This is a genomic window from Bacillus sp. EKM420B (assembly GCF_011065565.1).
Taxonomy (GTDB): domain Bacteria; phylum Bacillota; class Bacilli; order Bacillales; family Bacillaceae; genus Bacillus; species Bacillus velezensis.
The window spans coordinates 837,986-864,926 of the sequence record NZ_JAAMNX010000001.1 but is presented as its reverse complement, the minus strand read 5'-3'; the positions used below and the strand labels follow the sequence as shown (position 1 = coordinate 864,926).

The window sequence follows — 26,941 nt, the reverse complement described above, 5'->3', positions numbered from 1 at the left end:
TTAAACCTCCACTCCATAGGTATCCCAGATGTTTGCCGCAGCTTTTTCGTTCGTTTCTTCTTTGCTGTCCGGCGAAATCAGCCGCTTATTTAATGCAGGCGGTGTTAAAGGGCGGCGCTTGATTCGGCGCCCTTCGTCTTCCTGCCACGCTTCCACAATGACGTGGGCATTTGTTCCGCCGTCGGCAAAGCAGTTAATTCCTGCCGCCGGCATTGGTGACGGCCAGTCTGCCAGAGTGCGGCTGAACTGAATATTGGCCTTTTCTCTATCAAAATGTGTGTTTTCATGCTCACCTGATAAAAACGGGATAAAGCTCTTTTCTTTCAGCATGAGAACAACCTTTATGAAACTTGCAATTCCTTCCGCGCAAAGCGGGTGCCCGATGTTCGGTTTCACAGATCCGATTCCGAGCGGGCCGGCGTCTTTTGAACGGTAGACGGATTGAATGGCCTTCAGTTCTAACAGATCCGTCACGACCGTGCCTGAACCGTTCGCTTCAATATGAGTAATGTCTTCCGGCTGTTTTCCGCTTTTTTCAAGAGCCGTCTTCATGACGGATTTTTGCGCTTCCAGACTCGGCGTAGCCGGGCCTGCCGTTCTTCCGTCATTATTGACAGATGCCGCCTTCACTACGGCATAAATAGAATCTCCGTCTTCAATGGCCTGAGACACGGTTTTTAAAAGAACCATTCCGACTCCCTCGCCCAGCACGACTCCATCGGCGCGTTCGTCAAATACATGGAACGACTGCGCTTTACTTAATATGCCGCGCTGTTCAAATAATTTATGGGTTTCTTCTGATTCAAACAGGCTCACACCGCCGACGACGGCCGCTTTTATTTCTCCTGTTACAAGAGCCTGCACGGCCATATTCATTCCGACTAAAGCAGAAGAACAAGCCGTATCGAGGACAACACTCGGGCCGCGCATATCAAAATATTGAGAGAGATTTGCGGCCAAATAATTCTGGCCCAGCGCGACGATCGGGTTTTTCGCATCCATCAGTTTCTCTTCACCCGGTCTGTGACGGCTGCGTCCGCCGAGATACACACCTATTGCTTCTCCCTTTATCTCATCCGGCGTATAGCCCGCGTGATACCACAGGTTAAGACATTCTTCCAGAGCGGCCAAAGCTTGAGGGTCCATTGCCTTTACATCTTCTTCAGCCAGTAAAAAGAAGTCCGGATCAAATTGATCAATTCCATCAAGCATTCCCGCGTAATAAGGCGTTTTCAAACCCCATCGCTCAGGCGGAACAGGACCGATAGCCGAACGGCCTTCAGCCAAAAGCGACCAGTATGCCTCTAAGGAAGCCGCCCCCGGAAACCGGCAGGACATGCCGACGACCGCGATATCTTCCCGGTGAATCTGTTTTTCGGCCGGCTCTTCTTGCACCTTAACGGCTTGTGTTACAATTACCGGCTCAGCCGGCTTCTTCATAACAGGCTCAGCCGCCGCCAAATCAAACCGTTCTGACAAAACTTCTGTATATCCTTCGAAAAGCCAATTTGCGAAAGATTGAATCGTCGGATATTCATACAGAATGGACGGGTCAAGCGATGCCGAGAGATTCCGATTGATCCGCTGCAGAAGCTGAGCAAGGATAATGGAGTCCACTCCGTAATCTTGGAATAATACGTCTGTCTCAAGCTGATCCTGGTCAATCCGCAGCTCTTCAGAAAATAATTCTTTCAGCCATTCTTCTGTTTTCCTTGTTAATTGAGCGTTGTCTGCGGCAGTATCAGCGGTTTTTTCCGCCGGTTTTACCATAGCAGGGCTCATTGGCTGATCCTGCCTGCTTCGCCGCAGGAATCGCTCCGGCTTCCACAGCTTAGGATTCAGAACGGCCGGCAGCACCGGGCCTCTTGCTGATTCAAGAAGTATGCCGTCAAGGAGCTGTAATCCTTCTGCATTCGTGATGCTGTATAGCCCGCTCTCTTTATAAGCTTTGTTCGTCACTTCGCCCATTCCGGTTTCTTTCCAGTTCGGCCACTGAATGCTTACGATCGGCAGCTGCTCTTTGTATGAGTCTGCAAAATAGTCCATATACGCATTGGCCATGGCATAGTCGGCCTGTCCTGCCGAAAGCGCCGGTATCGCAGCTGACACGGAAGAGAACAAGACGAAAAACTTCAGCGGCTCTTCGCTGAGCACACTGTATAACGCATGAAGCCCGTCTACTTTCGGCTCGAGCACGCGCTGTATGTCTGCATCGGTTTTTCTGATGAATGCGAGCGTCTCTTTATCGGTCACACCCGCGCAGTGAATCACGCCGCCGATAGGTCCGAGCGTCTGTTTGATCTGACTCAGTTCCTGTCTCAGCCCGGCTTCATCAGCTAACGGGACTGACAATACCTTCACTTGTACACCTTTGGATTCCAAGTCGAGAACAGCTTCAATTTTCGCTTTTACAGAAGCCGTCACCCCATTCAGTCCGCCCGTCCACTCACTTCGCGGCGGAAGGGTCTCACGGCCTGTAAGCACCAGTTTTTTCACTCCGTAATGTTCGGCAAAATGGCGTGCGCATAATAGACCGATCCCCCTCGTCCCCCCGGTGATCAGAAGCACATGGTTGTCCGGAAAATCAATTCTCTCGCCTTGCGTATTCATATTTTCTGAGCCGCTCAATACGGCGCGGTAGCGCAAGCCGTCCCTCCGGCAAACTTCCGCGTCATCAGTACGGGCATGAAACTCATCGGCAATCTGCTTCGCCAGTTTGTCATCCGAAAGCGCTCCTTCAAGGTCGAGATGCCTTGAAGACAGATGACTGTACTCGCATGCCAGCATTCTGTACAGCCCGGCCCGTTTTGCTCCCGTTATTTGATTGGCCTTTTTCCCCATTGACTCAAGGTCTTTCGTGACACAAAGCAGTGTTATCCCTTCTTTATGCCCATGCTCAATCAATTGCTGAAGCCATTTGATACCGGTCATATCTCCAGAAGCTTCTTCTTTCGCTGCGCCGAGAAGGTCGATGACTCCGCCAAACGCCTGCCAGTCATATTCACCGGTAAGGTCTGATGTTGTGATAATACGGTGATTCGGCATATGCGCTGCGATCTCTTCTGCGAGATTGATCGTGTCCCCGCCTGTCAAAATCGCAACGGAACGTGGGCACGGTTCACGCAGTTCGAGCGGGCTCGGTTCCCATTGTTTTGTCAGAATACGTTTCATCCGTTCCTCTGTAGGGACCTTATTTTTGTCAGGATTCTCAGGCACCCAATACGTGTCTTTTGCGAACGGATAAGACGGAAGACTGAGTAAACGCGGCGTACCCTTTTCATACAGCCGGTTCCAATTCAACACGCCGCCTTTCACCCATACCTCTGCCAGCTTGGCGAATTTTCCTTTTTTAATCCAGGCGTCAATGACGATGTCCATATCTTCATCTGCCGTGAACAAGGCAAACGTATCTTTATTGCGGTGAGACTGGCCGGTATACAGCCCCGCGATGTTTTTCTCATTTTTCGTAAATGCTTCCAGCTTTGTTTCCAATTCCGCCATCGTCGCTGCAAGAATGGCCAGGCGCTCTTCCATTTCGTCCCTTCCGGTTTGCAGCGTATAAGCGACGCCCGCCAAGTCTTGATCTGTATACGGCGTTTGACGGATCGCTTTTTGCAGCTGCTGCGCCTGTTCAAACAGTTTTTCTTTTGATTTGGCGGACAAAAGGATGATTGCCGGATTTTCCGGACTGTGCTCAGGCTGAGCGGCTGCTTTCGGGACATACTCTTCAATGACGATATGGGCGTTGACCCCGCCGATGCCAAATGAGCTGACCCCGGCCCGGCGCGGAATCGCATTTCCGTTTCTATCTTTCGCTGCCGTCCATTCCTGATTTTCCCGCACGATGTAGAAAGGACTGTCATCGAGCTGAATGTACGGATTGATCGTCTCGCAATGCAGGCTTTTCACCAGCGTTTTGTGCTTCATTTGCAAAAGCACTTTCATGACGCCTGATACTCCCGCGGCAAGCTCTAAATGGCCGATATTGCTCTTGACCGAACCGATGCCGCAGCGGTGATCGGAGACTTCGGGCTCTTGATTTGTTTTCGCCAGCTCGTGAAACGCCGCTTTCAAACCGTTTATTTCAATCGGGTCGCCCAATTCCGTTCCTGTACCGTGCGCTTCAATATACGTGACGGTGCTCGGGTCCACTCCCGCTTTCCGATATGCTTTCACCAATAAATCAGCCTGCAGTTTCGGATTCGGCGAGGTTAACGTATTCGCCCGGCCGCCGTGGTTTTCAGCCGTACCGCGGATCACGCCGTAAATCGGATTGCCGTCACGTTCTGCATCTGTCAGTTTCTTCAGCATCAGAATTCCCGCGCCTTCTCCTCTGACATACCCGTTGGCATCTTTGGAGAAGGTTTTGCATTTTCCGTCTTTGCTGAGCATGCCTGCTTTGCTGTAACTGATATGCGCTTCTTCCGTCAGAATCGTGTTGATTCCCCCGGCAATCGCCATGTCGCATTCTCCGTTTTCTATAGCGGATACCGCCCGGTGAATCGCAACAAGCGAGCTTGAACATGCCGTTTCAATCGGCTCGCTCGGCCCGTGAAGATTTAACAAATAGCTTAAACGGTTCGGACCGATGGAAGGAATCATGCTGCCTGTCGCCGCATGTCCTTCCGGCGCAAGACCTGCCCTTGTGAACAAATCTTTATAACCGGTATTTCCGGTGCCGATAAAGACACCCGTATTTGTGCCGGAAAGGCTTTCCGGCTTACAGCCCGCATCTTCTATCGCCCGCCATGCATAAGTCAATAACAGCCGCTGCTGCGGATCTAAATATTGGGCTTCCCGCGGTGAAATCCCAAAGAACAGCGGATCAAATTCAGCTATTCCGTCGATAAAGCCGCCCCACTTGATATTCGTTTTATTCCTTTCAAGGTTCGGGTCGCCATCAAACGCTTGCCAATCCCAGCGTTCTTTCGGAATGGTTGTGATAGAATCTTTTCCTTCTTTCAGATTGCGCCAAAATTCCTCTATATCCTTCGCGCCCGGGAATCGGCCGCTGATTCCGACAATGGCAACAGGGTCCAAGCGGCGCGGCTCTTGTGTCGCTGCCCTAGCGTTCATTACCGTTGCGAAGCGCTTTTTCCGATGCATTTTCGGTTTTTGGGCTTTTGGCTGCTCTTTTTTCGGAGACTCCTTCTTCTTTTCGCCGAAACGGCCCGGATGCTCTTTTGCCAAATATCCGGCGAGATTGCTGATCGTCCCGTACTCGAAGAAGATCGTCGGTGCCAGCTCCAGCTGATACGCTTCATTTAATTGATTCGTAAAGACGGTAAAGGATACGGAATCAAAACCATATTCACTCAGTTCCGTATCTGTATCAATGTCCTCACGGTCAACTTTTAAAATGCCGCTTACCATGGCTGTCAAAGCGGTGTGAAGCGCTTGAAGAGATTCTTCTGCATCGTGTTTTTCTTCCGGCTGAAAAGGAAGACCTGCTTCTGTTTCATCCGTCAAATACTCTGCTAAACTGCGGATCGTCCCGTGCTCGAAGAAGATCGTCGGCGCCAGCTCCAGCTGATACGCTTCATTTAATTGATTCGTAAAGACCGTAAAGGATACGGAATCAAAACCGTATTCACTCAGTTCCGTATCAATATCAATCTCGTCTTGGCCGACTTTTAAAATTGAACTGACCAATCTGATAAGCGCACCGTGCCATTTGTCTCCCGAAACGGCGGATACAGGCTCTATTTTCTCCACCTGCGGCTTTTCAGTTTCAGAAACGGACAGGAACGACTGTTTTAATTTTGCTGCGTCTCCTTCAGCTGCTAAAAGCTGCGGCCTTTCCTGAGCCATTCCTTCATAAAATGCAGCCAGGCCTGACGCCTTTTGAAGCGGAACCATACCGAAAGCTTTTTTCATCATTCTTTCCGTCTCGTCTCCCGCCTGCATACCGCCATCTTTCCACAGCGTCCAGTTAAAGGCGATCGTTTTTCCGTGCCGCAGGCCATTCTCCGTAAGGGATTGCCTGTAAGCGGCGTATGCATCCATAAACGCGTTGCCGGCGGCATAATCAGCCTGCCCGACATTGCCGAGAACGCCGGAAACACTGGAGAACAATACGAAAAAGTCAAGATTGCAGTCTTTGCTGGCTTCATCTAAATAAGCGGTGCCGATCACTTTCGGATCAAGCACTTCCCTGAACTCTTCCTTCGTTTTTTGCAGCAGGAAACGGTCTTGTATCACTCCCGCTGCGTGAATAATTCCGTTAAGCTCCCCGAATTCCGCCGTAATCTCTTTTATCAGCGCTTCATTTTCCCGCCGGTCTGCCGCATTCAGCTTTTTGTAGACGACATTTGCGCCTGAGTCCTGAAGCATAGCAAGCTCACGCTGTTTGGCTTCTGTCAGATTTGAGCGGCCGGTCAGAATGATTTTCGGGTGTTTTACGCGACCTGCGATTTCTTTTGCGAACATCAACCCCAGGCTTCCTGCGCCTCCGGTAATCAGATATACGCCTTCGTCCTTCCAGACGGCGCCGCCACCTGCAGGATGCATTTCTTCCCAAGCCTTCACATACCGTTTTTCTCCTGTATAACGGATATGTTTATCATGCGGCCGATGACTGTCGTTTTTCAGTTTTTGAGCGACAGCCGGCATTTCGCCGATTGATTCCATCTCGATGAGCTGACAGTCAAGTTTTCCGTATTCCAGCTCTGCTGTTTTTAACAAACCTGTTAACCCCGCAAACAATTGCTGGCTGCCGTCTGCTGAAATAACGGTCTGAACCAGAATGCGGCCCTGCCTTTTTTCGCTGATGATCCGCCGGATGTGTTCAGCGATTGTCTGCGCAAAGCTTTGGAAGCGTTCAGCGGCTGTTTCACCCTCACCTTCTGCAATCAGCAGTTCGGCGTCTTTCAGGCCGGATGCCGCTTTATCTTTTATACGGCAGGCATCTTCACAAAGTATGATCAAATGCTCATCAGCATGGACAGAAGCTTTCTCGGATGCGGCGGCTTCTTTCCAAACCGGTGCAAACAAGACCTTTTCCGAGCCTGATGGCCGCTGAGCCGATTCTGCATCGCCTTCAAGCACTCTCGTAGAGAATCCTCTCACCTTCACGCAAAGCGCTCCTGTTTCGTCGAACAGGTCAATGTCAGCTTTCTGCACGGAATCACCGGTTTGATATCCTTCGCTGAAGCGTGCATGCGCCCGCATAGTCGGTGTGCATGGTTTGACGACTTCAAGGTATTCCAGCGCAAACGGCAGAATCAGCTTTTGTCCGGAAAACTCCTGCATAATGCAGATCGTCGCCGTCTGAATAGCCGAATCAATGATGCTCGGATGAAGCGTAAATTGTCCGTTCGTATGAGAAACAGAATCCGGAAGCTGTATGTCCGAAAGCACTTCTTTCTCGCCGATAAAGGCGGACTTAATGCCTTGGAAGGCTTTTCCGTGGAACATCCCCCTGCTCCGTCCTTCCCGATAAAAGGCCGCCGGATCAAGAATGTCCGCTGTGCATCTGTTTTGTATGGCAGAAAGGTCGGCCTCAGGCTCTCGTTCAGCCTTTATGATTTCAGCCCGTCCTTGGCTGTGCAGCACTTCTTCATCGTCAGCGTTTACGCTGTACATGTCATATGAGATGATGCCGTCCTCTTCAGGAAACAGCGCAATATGGACCTGGCGCTCTTGTTCGTGAACGACGATCGGTTTCATCCAGACGGTATGATGGAGCGTTATTCTGTCTTGGTCTTTTAATAAGCCGCCAAGCGCCCGTTTTACCGCTTCATAAGACATTTCCAAATATGCCGCTCCCGGAAGCACCGCTTTTTCCCTGACCACATGATCCTTCAGGAAAAATTCTGAGCCTGTAAACCGTGAGCTGAACCGCTGAACGGCCAAATCTGACGTGTTTTGCTGCACGAGCGGGTGTAAAACTGAGACTCCGGTGTGTGCGGCAGATGTTTTCTTTTCTGCTTTTTTCGGCCAGTACGGCTCCTTTGCAAACGGGTAGACCGGCACGCTGATCCGTTTCGGATGCTTGTCTTTGTAAAGCTTGTGCCAATTGATGGCGACACCTTTACTCCACATTTCACAGAGCTTCGTTCCTTTTCCTTTCGCAAGCCATTTCTCAATGAGTTCAGCACTGTCATCATCATCAGAAAGCCAGGCAATATCTTTCGCCTGCTGTTTTTCTCCTCTGAAGCAGCCTGTTACAGCCGGCTTATCATTGATAAAATCGGCAAGCTGCCGCTTGAGCTCCGCAGTGCCGCTTGTGATAAAGGCCGCGCGCTCTTCCATCGCTTCCCTTCCGACTTGGAACGTGTAGGCAAGATCAGCGAGGCCGGCGTCCGTTTTTCTTTCCAGAAAAGCCAGCAGCTGTTTTGCGTACTCCTTCAGACGATCTTTTTTTCTGGCAGACAACGGAATGATGAACGGACCGGCAGCGTCTGCTGCTTCGGATGCATCCGGATATTGTTCAAAAATCGCGTGTGTGTTTGTTCCGCCAAGACCGAAAGAGCTTAAAGCCATGCGGTGCGCTCTGTTCTCACGGGTTAACTCTTTCTTTTCTCCCGCTACGTAAAACGGAGAGTCTTCTAAATGAAGATTCGGGTTCGGCTCTTTGTAATTGATGCTCGGCGCGATTTCCTGATGATATAAGCTCATGACAACCTTGATGCAGCCCGCCATTCCGGCCGCTGTATCCAAATGCCCGAGATTTGTTTTGACTGAACCGATGCCGCAGTATTGTTTTTTATCTGTATATCGGCCGTACACCGATTGAAGTGCGGACAGTTCGATCGGGTCGCCGAGTTTTGTTCCTGTGCCGTGAGCTTCGACGTACGCGATCGTTTCAGGATGGATGCCCGTCTGATCAATGACCTTCTGAATGACCTCAGCTTGTCCTTTGACGCTCGGCGCATAAAATCCGACCTTATCCGCTCCGTCGTTATTGACGCCGATTCCGCGCAGCAGCGCATAAATATGGTCGCCGTCCTTAACGGCATCCGACGCTTTTTTCAAGAGCACGGCGCCGGCTCCTTCACCGCCGATCATTCCGTCAGCAGCCGCGTCAAACGCTTTAATATGCCCGTCGCTTGAAAAATTCAGCCCCGGCTGATGAACATAGCCGGCACTTGATTCCGTATGAAGGGTCGCACCGCCGACAAGGGCGTACTTGGCTTCGCCGGACTGCAGGCTTTGAAAAGCCGAATGCAGGCCGATTAACGAAGATGAGCAATTGGCATGGACAAAATAGCTCGGCCCTTTCAACCCGAGTTTATGAGAAATCATCGTCGGAATCGTACCGCTTTGGGCAAGCACCCATGACACGTAGCCGTCCGGCGTTTCCAGCTGTGCTGTCGTCTCCTCCGGCAGCAGGCTGCGGTAAGAGTTCGTGCTGGCAGACATATACACGCTTGTTTCCGGAATTTCTTTTGAGATATATCCCGCATCCTCGATTGCCTTCCATGAATGGAGCAAAAGCATTCTCAGCTGAGGGTCCATATACTCCGCATCTTTCGGCGAAAAGCCGAAGAAACCGGGATCAAACATTTCTTTCCCCTCTAAAACTGATTTAGCCGGAACGAAGCCGGGATGATCAGCCAGTTCTTCAGAAACACCGGATCGGCGGAGCTCCTCTTTTGAAAAGAAGGTGATGCTTTCTTTGCCTTCTTTGATGTTATTCCAAAATTCATAATGATCTTTCGCTCCCGGAAACTCACAGGATATACCGATAACCGCGACACTGTCCTCATAATAATCGGGAATTTCTCCCGCTGGGTGTTCCCGGTCTTCTGTATTCACTTTCTTTTGCGGCACAGGAGCCAAAACGGTTTCTTTCGGTTTTTGTTCTGTGATGTACCGGCTGATGTCTTTTACCGTCGCGTATTCAAACAGCTCCGTTACACTGAATTCACAATCCAGTTCCTGCGTCATCCGGTCAGTGACAGTCACGGCAAGAAGCGAATCTCCCCCCGCATCAAAAAAGCGGTCATCAAGCTCTATATCTTTGCTTTTCAATACATCCTGCCAAATCGCCAGCACCGCCTGCTGGATATGAGATGATGAAAATGTTTGTGTGTCCGGCTGCTTTTCCGTCAGATCGCGCGCAGCAAGAAGCTTGCGGTCAACTTTTCCGTTCGGTGTGAGCGGCAGCTCTTCAAGACGGATAAACGAAGCTGGCGTCATATAGGCCGGCAGCGCTTGTTTCAAATGATTGCGCAATTCCTTCGCGGATGGAAGCGGCTCTCCGTTTTTCAGGATATAAAATGCGCAAAGCTTTTCATTTCCGGAGTGATTGTTCACAACCACTACGCTTTCCTGTACGGCCGGATGGGCATTCAGCCGGCTCTCAATATCTCCGGGTTCAATCCGGTAGCCGCGGATTTTGACTTGAGTGTCCATCCGTCCCATGTATTCAATGCGGCCGCCGGGAAGAAAACGCGCCATATCGCCTGTTTTATAAAGCTTTGATCCCAGTTCGAGCCGGTGGCTGACGAAAGCTTTATCTGTCAGCTCAGGCTTGTTGAAATACCCTCTTGCCAATCCGTCTCCCGCAATACAAAGTTCTCCCGGCACCCCTTCTAAAACAGGGTTGAGACCGGAATCCATAATATACACGCGGGTATTGGCGATCGGGCGCCCGATCGTAAGCGCGCTCTCATTTTCCGTTATACGCTGCACCGCGGACCAGATTGTCGTCTCTGTCGGCCCGAACATATTCCAAGCCTCACTTTTCGTATCGAGAAACTGCTGCTTCAATTGTTCGCTAAGCGCCTCTCCGCCGCAAAGGATTTTCACTTTTTCTTCATTTGACCATCCGGAATGAAAGAGCATTTTCCACGTAAACGGCGTCGCCTGCATGATCGTCGGTTTGTACTCTTGAATCAGCTCTTTCAGCTTCCGCGCGTCTTTTGTGACTTCTGTCTTACAGATGTTGCACTCCGCTCCTTTGATTAAAGGAAGGTACAGCTCCAGTGCCGCGATATCAAAGCAATATGTCGTGACGGCAAGCAGTTTGTCTTTAGACGAAAGCCCCGGTTCATTCGCCATCGAGATTAAGAAATTGGTCAGCGCCCGGTGCGGAATCATCACGCCCTTCGGTTTGCCCGTGCTGCCCGACGTGTAAATGACGTACGCCAGATCGTCAGGTGTCACTAACCGCTTCAGCGACGTTCTTTCCGCGGCTGTACTTTCAATACGAGACCAATCGCGGTCAATGGCAGTTGTCTGCACGCCTCCCCAGTTCAAGGAGTACTCTAAATCAGCTGTCGTCAGACACATTGAAATTCTGCTGTCGGCGATCATATATTCCAATCTGTCAGCGGGATAAGAAGGATCAAGCGGCACATACGCTCCCCCGGCTTTTAAAATGCCGAGAAGGCCGACAGCCATATGCAATGAACGGTCTGTATAAATGCCGATGAGATCATCAGGGCCTGCACCGTGCGCCTGCAAATAGAGCGCCAGCTTCGTGCTTTTTTCATCAAGCTCACGGTACGTCAGCTTTTGCTGTTCATACACGACCGCACAAGCGTCCGGCGTTTCTGCCGCCTGACGTTCGAATAATTCATGGAAGCAGGCATCCGGGTATTCACGGCTTGTCTCATTCCAAGTCTTAAGAATCATGTGCTCCTCTCTTTTTGTCATGAGAGAAACGTTCTCAAGCGGCATATCCGGATTCGCCGTCAAAGCTTCAGCGGCCTGTACAAATTGGCTGAAAAGTCTGGCCGCCCCTGCTTCGTCGAATAATTCGGTGCTGTATTTAATCGTAAGATCCATGCCTGAAGCTTCTTCCCACATTTCAAATACAAGATCATATTCCCCCTCCTGATGAATGTCTTTTACAAACTCACAGGAGAATTCCTTGTATTCATCCAGCATCGATTGATAGCTTGAATGCTGCAGAAAGTTCTGATAGAAAAAGGCATTGCTGAAAACAGGCGAACCGTTCTGCAGGGGTTTCGCATGCACATCACGCACCATTTTCGGAAACGGATAAAAGGAGTGATCCAGTCCGTCCAGAACGGCATCCTGCACCTTTTGAACAAAGTCAGCAAATGTTTCTTTTCGTCCGGCTCTGCTCCGTATAGGAAGCATGTTGAGGAAATGGCCGACCACTCCGTCAAAGCGTTCTTCAGGTCTGACCATCGCAGGCATGCCTGTCACAATATCTTCCTTATCTGTATATTTGCTTAAAAGCACCATATAGCAGCTCAGCATAACGGTAGACAAATGAATCGAACGGGATGCGGCAAACGCCGTTAGATTATTCAGCAGCCGTTCGGGAAGACGGCGTGTCAGCGTATCTTCTGTAAACTCCGGAACGCTGCTGTCCGTGCGCATCGGCGGAAGCTGAAGGTCAGGCAGATCTCCCCCGAGCTGTTTCATCCAGTAAGCGCGGGCAGCTTTGCTTTCTTCACCCGCTAAATACCGCTTTTCCCAAGCCGCGAAATCGGGATGAATGCCGCGAGCGGCGGCCGCAAACTCTTCTTTTCCCTCCAGCAGCGCCTGATAATGATCCAGCAGACTATGAATAAATGTAATGGATGAAATGCCGTCAAACACGATGTGGTGAATGACCGTCAAAAGATAATGTTCCGAGGCGGATTTTGAAAGCAGCCGCACGCGCAGCAAAGGCCCGCCTTCTTTGACAAACGGCTCTTTCACTTTTTTCCGTATCAGAGCGGGTATTTGTGATTCATTGACGTCAGAAATATCTTCTTCCGAGAATACAAAAGGATCTGCCGCTTCTATGAAATAAAACCCGCCGTCTGTTTCATTCACGGCGCTTTTGAGCATCGGATGCTGCTTTAATACGAGCTGAAACGCCTGTTTCAGTTTCTCTTTGTCGATTCCGGTTGTGAATCGGAAACAGAGCGGGACATGGTATGCAGTCGTTTCAGGCGACATTTTCTGCAATGTCCACAGCCCTTTTTGGACTTCTGAAAGCGCCGGCGCCGTTTGCCGGCTCTCCCGTTCTGCCGGCGGTTCGGCTTTTTGGGAATGATGCTCCGCTGACATGTTTGCCGCTTTTTCAGCAGTATAAGCCGCTAAAGCGCCAATCGTCGGGTTTTTGTGCAGCTCTCTTGCCGTCAGCCGGATGTGATACGTTTTTTCAATTGATCTGGCGAGTTTCATCATCTTGATGGAATTGACGCCAAGACTTTGAAACGGTGTATTTGGATCAACAAGCTCATCCGCGATGGAAAGTTCCTCTTTCAGAAAACGGATAAAATCCCGTTCAATTTCTTTCTCTGCAGAAGCCGTGTCTGAATTGCCGCCTTCTTGTCTGTTATTATGTAATGAATCAAATTGCCCTTGTTCGAATGAATGTTTCAGCTGAGTACGCTGGATTTTCCCGATCGCCGTCTTAGGAATGTCTTCTTTTGCGACCGGAAGCAGATAATCAGGGGTAACGCCGATTCTCTGTGTCACGTGCTGGTGAATGTGATGAAGAAGCTTCGTCATGCGGTTCTCATCCAACGGAATGGATGTCACAAAGAAAATCGCCAGCTCATCTGTCGTGCTTTGATTCGGCCGGACGGCGCATGCCGCTGTATATGACGTTTCAATTTCCGGCAATTCCTCAACCGCTGATTCAATGGCGTGGCTGTAATAATTCACACCGTTGATAATGATGGCATCTTTCGTGCGCCCCGTTATCGTCAGGCGGCCTTCACGCAGAAATCCGAGATCTCCCGTTTCAAACCAGCCGTCTTCTGTAAAGACACTCTCATTTAAGTCCGGGCGCTCATAATATCCGCTCGTTACAGTCAGACCGGACACTTGAAAGCGGCCGATTTCTCCTTCCTCCACCACTTGATTGCGGTCATCCGTAATTCTCATATTAAATCCCGGGATCGGCAGACCGATCTCGACGAAACGATCGTCGTCACTCGTGTTTTCCAGTGTAAACTCATCTGAGAAAATAACGCCCGAAGACGTTTCGGACATTCCCCATGCGGGACGGATGGCATTAGCCGGCAGACCGTGCGGCTCTAAAAGCTCCATAATTCTGCGTCCGACTTTCGCAACCGCGGCCTCCCCGCCGTTCAGCATGTAACGCATGGAAGATAAGTCCCATTTCCGTGTTTGAATCTCTTCTGCGAAATCGGCAAGCAGCCCAAAGGCAAAATTGGGGGCCCACGTGACCGAAGCGCGGTAATGATCAATCAGGTCGAGCCATTTTAAAGGATCCATCAAAATGGATTCGCTCGGTATGTTGATTTCCTCACATCCGAGATAAACATCACGCAGATGAAGCATTCCGATGCCGCCGACATGGTCAAAAGGCATCCAGTTAAACGTGACATCCTCACTTGTATAGCCCTGCATCTGAATATTTCCTTTGACCATGCAGACGATGTTTTCATGGCTGAGCATCACGGCTTTCGGCGTGCCCGTGCTTCCCGAGGTCAAAAGCAGCATCGCCAAATCTTCCGGACGGGGATGATGACAGTCCGTATCCATTTCATGCGCACTGAGATCTTCTGCCGCCAAAGCGCAAAACCCGGAAAGCTCCTGCTCCTCCGCCCATTCAGTCATCTCCGGCAGCACGTCACGGCTTGTGATGACATACGGCTGATTCAAAAGCGTCCAGGCGTCTTTCAATTTTTGCGTCCCGCTGTTCATTTCTGTATAAGCCGGAGCGGCCGCAAGCGGAACCGGGATCGCTCCTAAAAAAACACAGCCCCAAAAAGCAGGAATCAGCTGGGAATTGTCACTGAGCTGTAATATGACTTCATCCTGAGCCTTCACCCCTGATTGGCGGAGCCCTTTCACAATCGAAAGGGCGATCTTTTTCAGGCCGCTGTAAGTCTGATACACTTTGGTGCCGTCAGGCTGTATATATGTGATGCCCTTTTGATCTCCCGCTGCCGCGGCGGTTTTGTGCAGGACTTCAGGAATCGTCATCGGCTGATCCGCTGAAAGCCGCAATGGTTTTCCATAGCTGACAGATGGCTTGAGTAACCCGCTTGCCTTCATATCACTTTTCATAGAGCTGCCTCCATTTCATCTGTATGTAAGATGTATGTCTTATACTCCGTACATCGTCGTGATTCGTTTTTTCACTTCATCATCATGAAACGTCTCATCGTGCATGATTAACTCCTTCTCAATGACAGCCGGAAGCTGCTCGCGAAACGGCGTCACCAAGTGCCTTTTCAATGTAATTAAAGAGTTTCTCGGTTTTTCCGCAAGCTCACGGGCCAATTCCTGCGCATAGTCTAATACTTCCTGCCGCGGAAGCACCGGAAATGGCACCCCTCTTTTCTCCAGATCACCGCCGCGGTAGTGGCCGCCGTTTAACAGCATTTCATGGCCGAGGCTTGCCCCAAGCTTCTCCGGAACGATAAAAGTAGCCCCCATTCCGGGGGTGAAACCGTATTTCATAAAGTTTGCGGTATACACGCTTTCTTTGCTTAAAATGACAAAATCACTGAAAAGCCCCATGACAAACCCGCCTCCGATTCCGTGGCCCTGCATGGCGGAAATGACGGGGATATCACATTCCAGCGCCAAAGAGTACATGCGGTCTTCCGTAAACTTTGTGATGCCCTGCTGAATCCTGAGCAGACCTTCCTGTGTGCCTCCGGAAGCAAAGTAATGGCCGTATCCTGTTAAAATCACAGCTTTATAGACTGACGATTTTTTTATACGGGTGAATGCTTCCATCAATCCATCCGTCAGTTCTTTGGAGAAGGCGTTTTTATGGGCTTTATCCTGCATTGTCACTTGGATAATATCCGGTTCAATTTCGAGCAGTTCAACTGCGGCGTTCGGCATGATATCCTCCTAACTGTTCTCCGTTTCCCAAGGAAGCCGCCCCGTTTCTGCATAACGGAAAATGGCTGATTGGTTATCCGGATCTGAAAACATCGCTTGATTTTCGGCTAGAGCAATGGATTTCGAACGATGAACAAGGTCGTTTAAGGAATCCATGTATTTTTTATAGCGGATGACTGCTTTTTTCGACAGCGGGCGAAGGCGCAGCAAATGCTTTCTCAGCTCTGTTGCTGAGTCCGGGACGCATACGTCACAAAGTCCCCATTCAAGCGCCTGGCGCGCCGGCACGGGCTTTGTCATAATCGTCATATAATGCGCCTTTTGAAATCCGATTCTTTGAATTAAAAACGGCAGAACGCAGGCTGGATAAAGTCCGAATAACAGTTCAGATAAACTGAACGAAGCACTCTCCTCTGCAATGACGATATCGCACGCGGCGGCAAAACCGACACCTCCCGCATTTACTTTTCCGCGGACGCGGGCGATTGTGATGTACGGCCCGGATTTTAATGCCAGCCACAAACGGTAAAGCGGCTCCTGCGATTCCGCATGCTGCATTCCCTGCCTCATTTTTCGGTACATCTCATCAAAATCCGCCCCGAAACAAAATACCTCCGGCTGCCCTTCAAGCACTACGGAGGTCACGGAGTCCTCACATTCAGAAAGAACGTGCAGGCATTCCTCCACTAAACGCTCATTAATCGTATTGTTGGCTTCAGGCCGATCAAAGGTGATGAAGCAGACATTTTGCTGAAAACGGACGTTGATCGTCTCATAGGTCACGGGATCCACCTGTATTTCCGATGAAATTCCGTGATTTCTTCCAAATATAAACGAGGGCTCCCGGCATGATGGTCTAAAATGTTCGGAATCATATTCATATCCAATTTGACATTCCGGGTTCCGAACTTCACCAGACCGCTGCCTTTAAACAGTTCTTCATACTCTTCCATGGACAGCCTGTATCTGTTGTTCAGATGCTCTTCTATTTTGAAAGAATGCTGCCGCGTTTGTCCTTCAGGCGTCACAACGCCGCTGTAAAATTCTGAACAGCATCCGGAGCCGTACGAGAAACAGCCGATCCGCTTAGAAGTGTCGAATGCCCCTTGGTCAATCGTGCTTGCAAGAGCCAGTAAAGAGGCTGCCCCCATAATGTTTCCGACTCTTTGGCAGTAGCGGAGCCCCGGCTCTACCCTGGTTTGAAAATCCTGTTCGATCTCAGCGTTTTTCGCTTTTGCAAGCTTACGCATCATCGTCCGGTGAGCTCCTTTGACCATGCCGCCAAACGGTGTATGGAAGGCAAGATAGTGAAACGTCTCTTTATAGTCAGCGCCCGGCACACGGTTTTTGTACTCGCGAAATGTCTGTTCACAGCAATCGAGATAAGACATCAATGACAAGTCGGCGTCACCGGCTTCACTGTCCGGGATCGGACGGCATGTATCCATCACTTCATAGCCGTAATAGCCGTTAGCGCCCGCATCCGCCTGAAATACGATTGGGTTTTCACCGATCAATAAGGCGACGGCACCCGCTCCGGCGCTCGGTTCGGCGTAAGACCAATCCTCGCTTAACGCATCGCCGCCTTCGGCAATTAAAAACCGGGAAATATCCGTCGCGACGACAAGCGCCTTCGCTCCGGGGGATGTCTGCGACAAAATAAAGTTAAGCGCCATCTGCAAACCCGCCGTTCCTGAATAACAGGCCTGCTTCAGTTCAAATAAACGGCAGTTCCGGTTGAGACCTAAGTAATCATGAATATATGTACTGAGTGATTTTCCGAAGTCAATGCCGGACTCCGAGCAGGTAATCAGCAGCTCGATTCTGTCTTTTTCAGCCTCTGTCAATCGGTCGATAATCGGCTTTGCCGCGTTAACGCCGAATGTGACGGGGTCTTCGTACGGAAGCGCCACCGCTTTTTCTTTCATCAGTAAATTCTCAAATCTGGCAGGGTCTAAGTTTCTGTACTCCGCCAGCTGCATGACATCAAGGTATGCCGTCCCGCCAAACACATTTATCGCTTCTATTCCGGCAGCCGCCATGAACTTCGCCTCCAATATGAATTTTGAGTTTCCGATTTTTTCACCGTTTTATCAGACAGCCTGTACCTTTTCATAAAGCTTTGCCGCCAATTCGCCGATGTTTGACACTCCCGTCAGCTCAACACGCGGGATCTGCAGTGATAATTCTTCAAGCATCATCGTGATAATTTCGGCGCGGTCCACTGAGTCCGCCCCCAGATCAACTAACCGGTCTTCCTGTGAAAGCTGTTCGCCTTCTAAATCAGGCAAAACCTCGTAGATTGTGTTCTGCAGCAATTCAAAGATTCTTTCTTCGCTCATTGTCAGTTCCTCCCTGTTTCATCTTTTATGAATATTCCATGTTTTCAATCTATCATTTCGTCTTGTCAACACGTTTGCAGAAATGAACCTAACTTCTGATTCAAAAGCGAGGCCGTCTCTTCCATAAGACGAAGGCCGATACCATCGGCATGGCGGTTTTTCCAGGACTCCAGCTCCGTACCTTTCACCCATTGATTAAAGGCGCCTAATGCCGGCCCGCAATGAATCTGGAAGTCTACCTTGGCATCCGGGTCTCCTTTAATCGCCGAAGCAGAGCTTTGCCTGAAATACCATTTGAATATGAGCGCCATTTTCTGTTTCGGATTCCGTTCGGCTTTTGAAATGTCTTCATTCGAATAATGAGCCTTCACTTTGTCATAAATACTGCTTACACTTGCCTTAAAATACTTCTCTTCTATTTGTCTGAGTGTCTTTTCATCAATTTCTTCAATTGAGCGGTGACGCTGATACAGTTCATGCAGCTTAGAGGCCCGGGTCGGAAAGAACAGCCCTTTCTTTAATACCTGCACCTTGCTGCCTGATTCAAACATATCGCCGGCCGGCGCGTAGGCCGTGTCCTGTACATTCATCTGCTGCAGGAGATCCTTTACAAGGCCGCTCGTCGCTGCTTCAACGGTGCATTGGTTAATGGATCCGGTCACAATAAAATCAGCGCCGAGCATAAATGCGGCCATGGCAGCCTCAGGCGTTCCGATTCCCCCTGCGGCTCCGATGCGGACGGTTTTGCCGTATCGGTATTTTTTCATCATGTCATCTCGTAAACGGATGATCGCCGGCATGAGACTGTAAGCAACTCCGCCGTCAGTGTGGCCGCCTGAATCAGCCTCTACGCAGATGTCATGCGCAACGGGTATTTCTCTCATCAGACTTGCTTCTTCAGCGGTAATTTTGTTTTCGGCTGCAAGTTTCTGCAGAATGTGATCAGGCGCCGGGCTGAGAAACGCTTCCGCTACTTCCGGACGGGACAGCTTGGCGATAATCCGCTGACGCGCTATTATTTGTCCGCCGGCACCGCGTTTTAACCCCTTAGCGCGAAACCTTACTAAAGCGGGAGTAACCGTTAAAAATGCTGATGCTTCCAAGTTCTGAATCCCATGCTTCAGTAAAAGATCAATCATTTTTTCTTCTGAATCTGTATGCTTCATGTTATGTACAATATTTATGCCAAAGGAACCGCCGTCACGAAGCTCATGCTGAATTGACAAAATGGCGTCCTCAACGTGCGCGATGTTCAAACCGCCCGTTCCGAAAAAGCCCATCATTCCTTTTTCGGCCAGTTTGACGACCATTTCCTTCGAAGAAATTCCGCGGTACATGCCGCCGGCCAAGTAGGCGTATTTCAATTGATAATCGCGCTTAAACTCTTCATTTCCTAAAGACGCCGCCGTAATTGAGCTTTTTCCAGCCTCAGCCGGGACTTTGATTTCATCTGTTATCGGCTCCGCTTCAGCCGTAATTCTTTGAATCAGCCCTGTCAGCACTTTTCCGGGACCGATTTCCTCAAAACTCATGTTCTTTCTTCCCATTAAGAAACGGATGCTGTCTGTCCAGTTCACCGATTCCGTTATTTGTCCGGTGAGTGTCTCTTTCAGCTCGGTCTGCTCATATGGTCTTGCCGTCACATTTGAAATGACCGGGATGGACAGCGGCTTAAAATGGAAAGTTTCAATAAACCGTGAAAATTCCTCCTTCGCTTCCATCATATATCTGGAATGAAAGGCGCCGCTGACATTTAAGCGGTGAACCATTTTTACGCCGTTTACGGCTTCAAAAACGGATGCGGCTTTTTCAATATCTTCTTTATATCCGGAAATGACAATTTGCTGCGGTGTGTTCATGTTGGCGATATCAATCGTATGCAAGTGATACTCTTTTAAAACGTCCGTCACCTGCTCATGAATCAGGCCGATCACCGCTGCCATGCCGCCTCCTTTGGCGCGGCTCATCAGTTCGCCCCTTTTTTTGACCAGCTGTAGGCCTTCTTCAAAATCAAACGCGCCCGAGGCGTATAACGCGTTATATTCGCCTAAACTGTGTCCGGCGGTAAAATCCGGTTTCAAGCCGGTTTCTTCTGTTTTTTTCAAATAACTGAGGGCATTGACGACATAGAGCGCCGGCTGAGTGAATTGAGTCTGATTGAGACGTTCTCCGTCCCGGCACAGCTCCTGAATGGAATATCCGAGAATGTGATCGGCCTTTGCGGTTAATTCAGGATAGCGGCCGAACAGGTCCTCTCCCATCCCTATTTTTTGCGAGCCTTGGCCTGGAAAAACAAAGCTGATCATCTTACAGTCTCCTTCCGGGCGGTGATAAAATGCTGTCTTCTATTTGCTGCAAATGGGTTTGTTCTTTATGAAACGGCGTCATAATGGCACGGATGCGTTCAGCCGATCCTGCGGGAAGAATCTGTTTGGCAAATGCGGCCAACGTTCCGGAAGGCCCGGCATCGATATACAATCCTTTTTGGCGGCTGTCTGCGAATTGAAGCGCTTCACGGAATCGAATCGGCTTTCTTACGATATCCCAGAAAAAATCCGCTTGTATATCGGTCTCAGCCTCTCCGGTCGCACTGGAGATGTACGGTATAGACGGAGTCCGGATTGATTTCTGAGCTAAAAAGCGCTTGTACGGCTGTTCCGCCTGATCAACCAGCGCTGAGTGAAACCCGTAAGATACCGGCAATAGCTGATGAGGAATCTGCTTTTCTCTCAGATCGTCCATGATCTTGTTGATATGTTCCCACTCTCCCGAGATGACAAAGTGAGAATGATAGTTTACAGATGCCAATTCACTATGTTCGCCGAGCAGCGGATCATCTTGATATAAAGCCGGATCACCCAGTATCGCAAGCATGCTGCCATTACGGCAAGTTTCCGTAATGATTCGGGCCTGTTCCAGCACGCAATCTAAAGCATCCTCAGCGCTCAGCACACCCGACACAGCGGCCGCTGCATACTCTCCAAGGCTTGCTCCGATCACATAATCGGGACGTATGCCTCTTTGCTCCAAAGCATATGCAAGTGCGTACTCAGCCATAAAAATGGCAGGATGGCTGAAAAGAAGGCGGTCAAATGGATCAGACAGACGATTGCCTGTATGATAAACCTCTTTCAGGACAGAGTAACCGAAACGGCTGACTGCAAAATCGTCCAAGTCAAGCATTTTCTGCCGAAAAGCGGCGTTATGTGCAAACAGCTCTTTCCCCATTTGATAGTATTGGGAACCCTGTCCAGAAAACATGAAAACAATTGGCTGGTTCATTTGTTCTCCTTTTTGCTCTTTATTTTTTTAAAATATTGATTTGTAAGTTTTTCTTGATGTTGTGTGCAGGTGAAGTGGTCGTGATGTTGTATGGCTGGCACTATTATGTGAGATAAGAATTTTGACTTGCGTTCCGCTACATGGCGGGTGAAGCTTCAGTTTCTTTTTTGATGCGGTGAATAAGTCCTGTCAGCACATGGCCCGGGCCGACTTCTTCAAATTCCATCCGCCCTCTGTCCAGCAGATAGCGGATGCTGTCGTTCCATCGCACTGAGTGGTCGATCTGATCGGCCAGAACGGAGTGGATTCCGTCTTGCTCATAAGGTCTGGCATGCACATTAGAAATGACAGGAATTGATATAGCAGAAAAATGAAATGACTGTAAAAATTTTTCGAACTCTTGTTTTGCTTCGCTCATATATCTCGAGTGAAAAGCGCCGCTGACGTTTAACGGATGAAACATCGTAACGTCTTTTAATCCTTCGAATACGCTTTTGGCTCTTTCAATGTCTTCTTTGCGTCCGGATATGACAACTTGGTGAGGAGAATTCATATTGGCAATATCAATCGTATGTAATACGTTCGTTTGAAGGGCGTCTGACACTTGAGCTGCAGTTAACCCCATAATGGCGGCCATTTTTCCGTCAGTGGCCATACTCATTAATTCGCCTCTTTTACGGACAAGCTGAAGGCCGGTAATAAAATCAAAAGCACCTGCTGCAAACAGCGCATTATATTCTCCCAAACTGTGGCCGGCCACATAATCCGGCTTTATGCCATTGTCTTGGGTTTTTTTCAAATAGCTTAACGCGTTTACAACATATAAAGCAGGCTGGGTGAACTGCGTCTTGTGAAGGTTGGAATACGGATTCTCAAGACAAAGCCGTTTCATGGAATATCCGAGTGTTTCATCAGCCTGCTCCGTTAAGTCTTTAAATTCATCAAACAATGAGCTCCCCATTCCCTGCTTTTGAGAACCTTGTCCGGGGAATAAGTATGTGATCATTTTCTCAGCCATCCTTTCTCGGATTCAGTTAAGAAGCATGTTCAAGTTGATAGTAACTTCACAAAAATACCATGTCAAGTTAATTTATCCTATGCGAACTCCTGAATAATGCCTATTTTTCCCTGCCAGAAGGCGGACTCAGGGCTTTTGGAACAGACGTAAGCAGAATGTCCCATTCGGCCTGCCCGGCGCTTTTATCCGCAAACTACCGTTACTCAGCCATTCATCACCAAAAAGCGAGCAATAACTATCATTTCATTTCAGAAGTTCCGTGCCCCAAAAGAAAAACTAGTTATATAGAACCAAATTATACGCTACTTAAAATGAAACAGCCCTTTTTGATTTTTTCTGTTGCGGAAATTCACAAAATGTTCTTTTTTTTCAATCTGAAAGTAAATATTGTTTTTCAAAAGACTCTCCATTTTTTGACCCGGCTTCTCCCCGAATGAGTGCCCCGGATACACACGCACATGCGGCGGAATAGAGGCTTTGATCCTCTGTATACTGTGAAACATATCTTCAGCTGAGCTGCCCCTGTCCTCACATATACCGCACCCTTCTGTAAACACGGTGTCACCGGTAAAAAGGTGATCAGATAGTAAATAGCACATTCCTCCGGCCGTATGTCCCGGGGTCAGTATACTTCTGATGATAAACCCGCCGGCCGCAAAGGTTTGGCCGTCTTCAAGCGCTATTAAGTTTCTGCACCGGAATTGATAGAAATCGATTTCCGCCGACGACATGTATATATCAGAATGATAGATTTGCTGAAGCGGCTCCGCCAAGTTTACATGGTCATAATGCGAATGTGTTAATAAAATAGCTGATAAATCAACATCCAATTCATGCAGTTTATCGGTTATTTTATCGATTTCCCAGGACGGGTCCACCGCTATCGCAGATTTTTTTGAGCGGTCTGCGATAATATAACAATAGTTGGACCACATCTGGTGATAAGTTTTGATTTGATGCACTTCATATGTATGATCCATTGTCACCATTCCCATTTAAAAGATCCGGGCAGACTGCTGCCGCCGCCCAGCCGACTGTAACCACTTTACCAGATGGCACCACGTTTTTCCATGGATTTTCCGGTAAAGTTTAAAAAACTTTCTGCTCCCGCCAAAAGCACCAGTCCGGGCCTTTTTTACAAATTGCTATGCTGATATATAAGGAAATCAGAATATTAATTCAGATGAATTCTTTAGGGAATTTTATTCAGAAAATGAAGGATGATATAATTTTCGGATAAAAAGAAAGAAAAACAAATCGAGTTTTTATTTTGAAAAGAATTGTCTCGAAGTAGCCTGAGAGGATACTCAGTCTTTAAATGACATTCAATCTAGATTCTTATTTCAATCCTTTTCTTCAAGATAACCTAAACCCATACGGCTTCCTCAAAATATATCAGAATACCTTAGCTCCTTACACCGAATTCAACGTTATGTTGACATTAACATAATTGAACTGAGAAAAGTACGGCGTAATTTACACTCTTTTCTTTTGCGAGAAAACCGTTCAAAAACCAGTCTAGCTGCAACAATTCACAAAAGCGTCGCGCATGAAAAAAGACGTCAGTTGAAGACGATTTATATGTGATTATTGACAAGGAGCTCAGATGTTTTTGTTAGGGCTAAATAAAGTTATCTTTTTACTGTGCAAAAACAAAACTAACATAAAATCATTAAGTGTAAAAAGTAAATATTAAGATTTAGACAAATAGACTATGTGATATGGTCGGAGTTTACTGTTCAAGGTGATTTGTCCTGAGCTATAAAAGCACTGAGAGCAGCTTGGGACGCAATACCTACTAAAGTTAAAGCTGCTATGGGTGGAATCGGTAGTTTTGAAATAATTCATAATATCATTGGCAATTTTACTGGTGCAGTTGAAGATGCGTGCTATGCGGATGCTCTAAAAGTAACTGGCAACCCGGCAGCAACTTTGTGGATTACTAAAACTCTTATGCTTTTCCTTTAAACGGGGCTATTGTTGGTGTTTAACAAATTTATCCTGTGTTAAGCTTTAAAGTGATTATTTTCTAAAGTGTTTAAGATCGGAGGTAACTATGGAAGATAAAAGTAATGCTGAACCGAGCCCAAAAGCTATAAGAATTCTAACTTACATCATTCCTATAATTTTAATAGGGCTTATCCTTGTCCTTAAGAATATTAACACCGCCGCAGCGGAAATTTCATTTTATATTGTTGCTGTCGGTGTAGTTCTCTTAGTGGTTTTCAGTTTAATCAAAAATAGAAAAAACCACAGGAAGAACTAAATATAAGGGGGCTAATTACTAGCCCCCCTTGACTAACTTGCGGATAGTATAACCCGCCAAATTCCAATTTTATTTAAATTCTTCACAAATAGCATGAGATTTTTCAGGAATCGTTTTCTCCATTATTTCACTACTAATGCAGTCAATTGACGATATAGACGGTTCCACCAAACACAGGATACTACATCGCCAACCCCAATTACTACCCATAAACAATTTTTATATGACAGAAAAACAGCTGGATGTTAAACAAATTATCTTCATGATTTACGGTATACCATGCAACACTATGCCAGAAATTAAAAAACTCAAAAGTTATCTCTGAAAGGCTGGGTCATTCAAACTAGTAAGGCTGCTTGTGGGTAAATAACGGTTTAGTCTCACATAAACGTTGTTATTACATCACACGCTTAAACATTTTCTCCATCTCATACGTACTGTGATGGATAATGATCGGCCGGCCGTGCGGGCATGTGAACGGGTCTGTCGTTCGGCGCAGATCGTCCAAGAGCGCTTTGATTTCGTCGTTTCTCAAATGGCGGTTCGCTTTGATTGAGCCTTTGCAGCTCATCATAATGGCCGCTTCCTCCCGCAGTTTTTTAATATCGATCTGTTTGGCGTCAAGCACCTGCTGAATGATTTCTTCAATCAGTTCAGCTTCTTCCCCTTTTGGAAACCAGGCCGGATGGCAGCGGACGATGTAGCTGTTCGTGCCGAATGCTTCTAAAAATACTCCGACGCTTTCAAGCTCATGCTGATGCTGGTCAATGATCAGCGCTTCATTTGCCGCATAATGAAAGGTGAGCGGCACGAGCATATCCTGTACTTCAGGCTCGACCTGCCCGACTTTCTCCCGGAAATATTCGTATTTAATCCGTTCTTGCGCCGCATGCTGGTCAATGATATACAAGCCGTTTTCGTTTTGGGCTAAAATATATGTCCCGTGCATTTGGCCGATCGGATACATCACCGGAACTCTTTCTTCCCGTATTTCTTCGGAGTCAGCCTCCACTTCAGGCTCCGGAATATCGGAAACAGGCGCTTCCGTTACCGGCATGCCGAGCTCCGGCGGCACTCCGTGACCTGCTTCATCCGTCAGGGACTCTTCTTCTATGACCGGCTCAGGCTCTTTTACGACCGAACTCAGCTTCATCGGTGAGTAAGACGGCTCAGGCGTTTTTTCAGGAAGTTTCCGCTCAGGCGCGCTTTCCTCGAATGTCATAAATTGCTGTTCGTTTTTGGCCGGTGCCGGCGCTGATTTTTTCGGTAGCTGGGCGCTCGGAATAAGCCGCTGCTTTTGAAACACTTCCTTTATCCCGTCACGGATCAGCTCATGCAGCTCCGTCTCTTTGCTGAGGCGGACTTCAAGCTTCGACGGATGGACATTGACATCGACCAAAATCGGGTCCATCGTAATTTCGATAAACGTAATCGGATGGCGGCCGATCGGCAGAAGTGTGTGATAGCCCTCATGCACCGCTTTTACAAGCGGGAAATTCTTAATGTATCTTCCGTTAATGACAGATGACATGTAGTTTCTGGATGCACGCGTGATTTCCGGAAGCGCAATGTAGCCCTTGACTTCAAAATCAAGCGAGCTGACATGGAGCGGTATCATTTTTTTCGCAACCGCCGTCCCGTAAATTGCGGCCAGCACATGGCGCACGTCCCCGTTACCGTTTGTCTGCAGCAGATTTTTCCCCTGATGGCGGAGACGGATGGATACTTCCGGATGCGCAAGAGCAATCCGGTTGACGACATCCGTAATATTGCCGAGCTCCGTATGCACGGTTTTCATATATTTCAATCTGGCGGGTGTATTGAAAAACAGGTTGGTAACGATAATCTCCGTTCCTTTTCTGCTGGAGGATTTCTGTTCAGAAATGATATTCCCGCCCTGAAGAATGAGATGGGTTCCAGCTCCCTCACCGATGCTCGTTTTGATTTCCAGATGAGAAACAGACGCGATACTTGGCAAAGCTTCTCCGCGGAAACCGAGTGTTCTCACCCGGAACAGGTCGTTTTCATCTTTGATTTTGCTGGTCGCGTGGCGGCGGAAAGCCCGCTTGCAATCATCGGTTTCCATCCCTTCGCCGTTATCGAGCACCCGAATCGACGAAAGCCCCGCTTCCTCTATGTCGATTTCAATGACTGTGCTGTTTGCGTCAATGGCGTTTTCCACCAATTCTTTAACGACTGAGGCAGGCCGTTCGACCACCTCGCCGGCCGCTATTTTATTTGAGAGTTCATCTGACAGCTGGATGACTTTTGCCAAGTCCGTCACCTCTT

11 protein-coding genes are annotated in these 26,941 nt (G+C 48.5%); 1 reads left to right on the top strand and 10 read right to left on the bottom strand.

Annotated features, from left to right (window positions below):
- From G9F48_RS04230 to G9F48_RS04190, 9 genes are all read right to left on the bottom strand, one after another.
- Positions 1–14,955 carry a non-ribosomal peptide synthetase gene (locus tag G9F48_RS04230; RefSeq protein WP_165409064.1) on the bottom strand — a complete coding sequence of 4,985 codons (14,955 nt, stop codon included), beginning with the start codon at positions 14,953–14,955 and terminating at the stop codon, positions 1–3.
- A 39-nt stretch (positions 14,956–14,994) separates the two neighbouring features.
- On the bottom strand, positions 14,995–15,744 hold the full coding sequence (locus tag G9F48_RS04225; RefSeq protein WP_003154094.1) for a polyketide synthase: 750 nt from the start codon (positions 15,742–15,744) through the stop codon (positions 14,995–14,997).
- 9 nt (positions 15,745–15,753) lie between these two features.
- Positions 15,754–16,527, bottom strand: coding sequence for an enoyl-CoA hydratase/isomerase (locus G9F48_RS04220; RefSeq protein ID WP_060674185.1), 774 nt, complete (start codon positions 16,525–16,527; stop codon positions 15,754–15,756).
- Positions 16,524–17,786 carry a hydroxymethylglutaryl-CoA synthase family protein gene (locus G9F48_RS04215; RefSeq protein WP_032857383.1) on the bottom strand — a complete coding sequence of 421 codons (1,263 nt, stop codon included), beginning with the start codon at positions 17,784–17,786 and terminating at the stop codon, positions 16,524–16,526. The genes G9F48_RS04220 and G9F48_RS04215 overlap by 4 nt, the downstream gene beginning before the upstream one ends.
- Positions 17,787–17,837: 51 nt before the next feature.
- The gene (locus G9F48_RS04210; RefSeq protein WP_017417810.1) at positions 17,838–18,086 is read right to left on the bottom strand and encodes an acyl carrier protein; all 249 of its coding nucleotides are present in this window, start codon (positions 18,084–18,086) and stop codon (positions 17,838–17,840) included.
- Positions 18,087–18,151: 65 nt separating this feature from the next.
- Entirely contained in the window at positions 18,152–20,392 is a 2,241-nt protein-coding gene (fabD, locus tag G9F48_RS04205; protein ID WP_165409063.1) for an ACP S-malonyltransferase, read from the bottom strand.
- Between the two features lies 1 nt (position 20,393).
- The gene (locus G9F48_RS04200; protein ID WP_165409062.1) at positions 20,394–21,368 is read right to left on the bottom strand and encodes an acyltransferase domain-containing protein; all 975 of its coding nucleotides are present in this window, start codon (positions 21,366–21,368) and stop codon (positions 20,394–20,396) included.
- Between the two features lie 136 nt (positions 21,369–21,504).
- Entirely contained in the window at positions 21,505–22,374 is an 870-nt protein-coding gene (gene fabD / locus G9F48_RS04195; protein WP_165409061.1) for an ACP S-malonyltransferase, read from the bottom strand.
- A gap of 314 nt (positions 22,375–22,688) precedes the next feature.
- On the bottom strand, positions 22,689–23,366 hold the full coding sequence (locus G9F48_RS04190) for an MBL fold metallo-hydrolase (protein WP_003154103.1): 678 nt from the start codon (positions 23,364–23,366) through the stop codon (positions 22,689–22,691).
- A 1,076-nt stretch (positions 23,367–24,442) separates the two neighbouring features.
- On the opposite strand from G9F48_RS04190, the gene G9F48_RS04185 reads away from it, so the two are divergent.
- Positions 24,443–24,652 carry a hypothetical protein gene (locus tag G9F48_RS04185; RefSeq protein WP_165409060.1) on the top strand — a complete coding sequence of 70 codons (210 nt, stop codon included), beginning with the start codon at positions 24,443–24,445 and terminating at the stop codon, positions 24,650–24,652.
- A gap of 397 nt (positions 24,653–25,049) precedes the next feature.
- Here G9F48_RS04185 and mutL read toward each other — a convergent pair whose 3' ends face one another.
- Complete coding sequence (gene mutL / locus G9F48_RS04180) at positions 25,050–26,927, bottom strand: DNA mismatch repair endonuclease MutL (protein WP_165409059.1); 1,878 nt, start codon at positions 26,925–26,927, stop codon at positions 25,050–25,052.
- Positions 26,928–26,941: the final 14 nt, after the last annotated feature.

Bases quoted from the DNA above. Each gene is read 5' to 3' on its own strand.
- G9F48_RS04190 (WP_003154103.1), bottom strand. From the start codon at position 23,366: ATGGATCATACATATGAAGTGCATCAAATCAAAACTTATCACCAGATG.
- G9F48_RS04230 (WP_165409064.1), bottom strand. From the start codon at position 14,955: ATGAAAAGTGATATGAAGGCAAGCGGGTTACTCAAGCCATCTGTCAGC.
- G9F48_RS04225 (WP_003154094.1), bottom strand. From the start codon at position 15,744: ATGCCGAACGCCGCAGTTGAACTGCTCGAAATTGAACCGGATATTATC.
- G9F48_RS04215 (WP_032857383.1), bottom strand. From the start codon at position 17,786: ATGGCGGCTGCCGGAATAGAAGCGATAAATGTGTTTGGCGGGACGGCA.
- G9F48_RS04200 (WP_165409062.1), bottom strand. From the start codon at position 21,368: ATGAACCAGCCAATTGTTTTCATGTTTTCTGGACAGGGTTCCCAATAC.
- G9F48_RS04185 (WP_165409060.1), top strand. From the start codon at position 24,443: ATGGAAGATAAAAGTAATGCTGAACCGAGCCCAAAAGCTATAAGAATT.
- G9F48_RS04210 (WP_017417810.1), bottom strand. From the start codon at position 18,086: ATGAGCGAAGAAAGAATCTTTGAATTGCTGCAGAACACAATCTACGAG.
- fabD (WP_165409063.1), bottom strand. From the start codon at position 20,392: ATGATCAGCTTTGTTTTTCCAGGCCAAGGCTCGCAAAAAATAGGGATG.
- fabD (WP_165409061.1), bottom strand. From the start codon at position 22,374: ATGATCACATACTTATTCCCCGGACAAGGTTCTCAAAAGCAGGGAATG.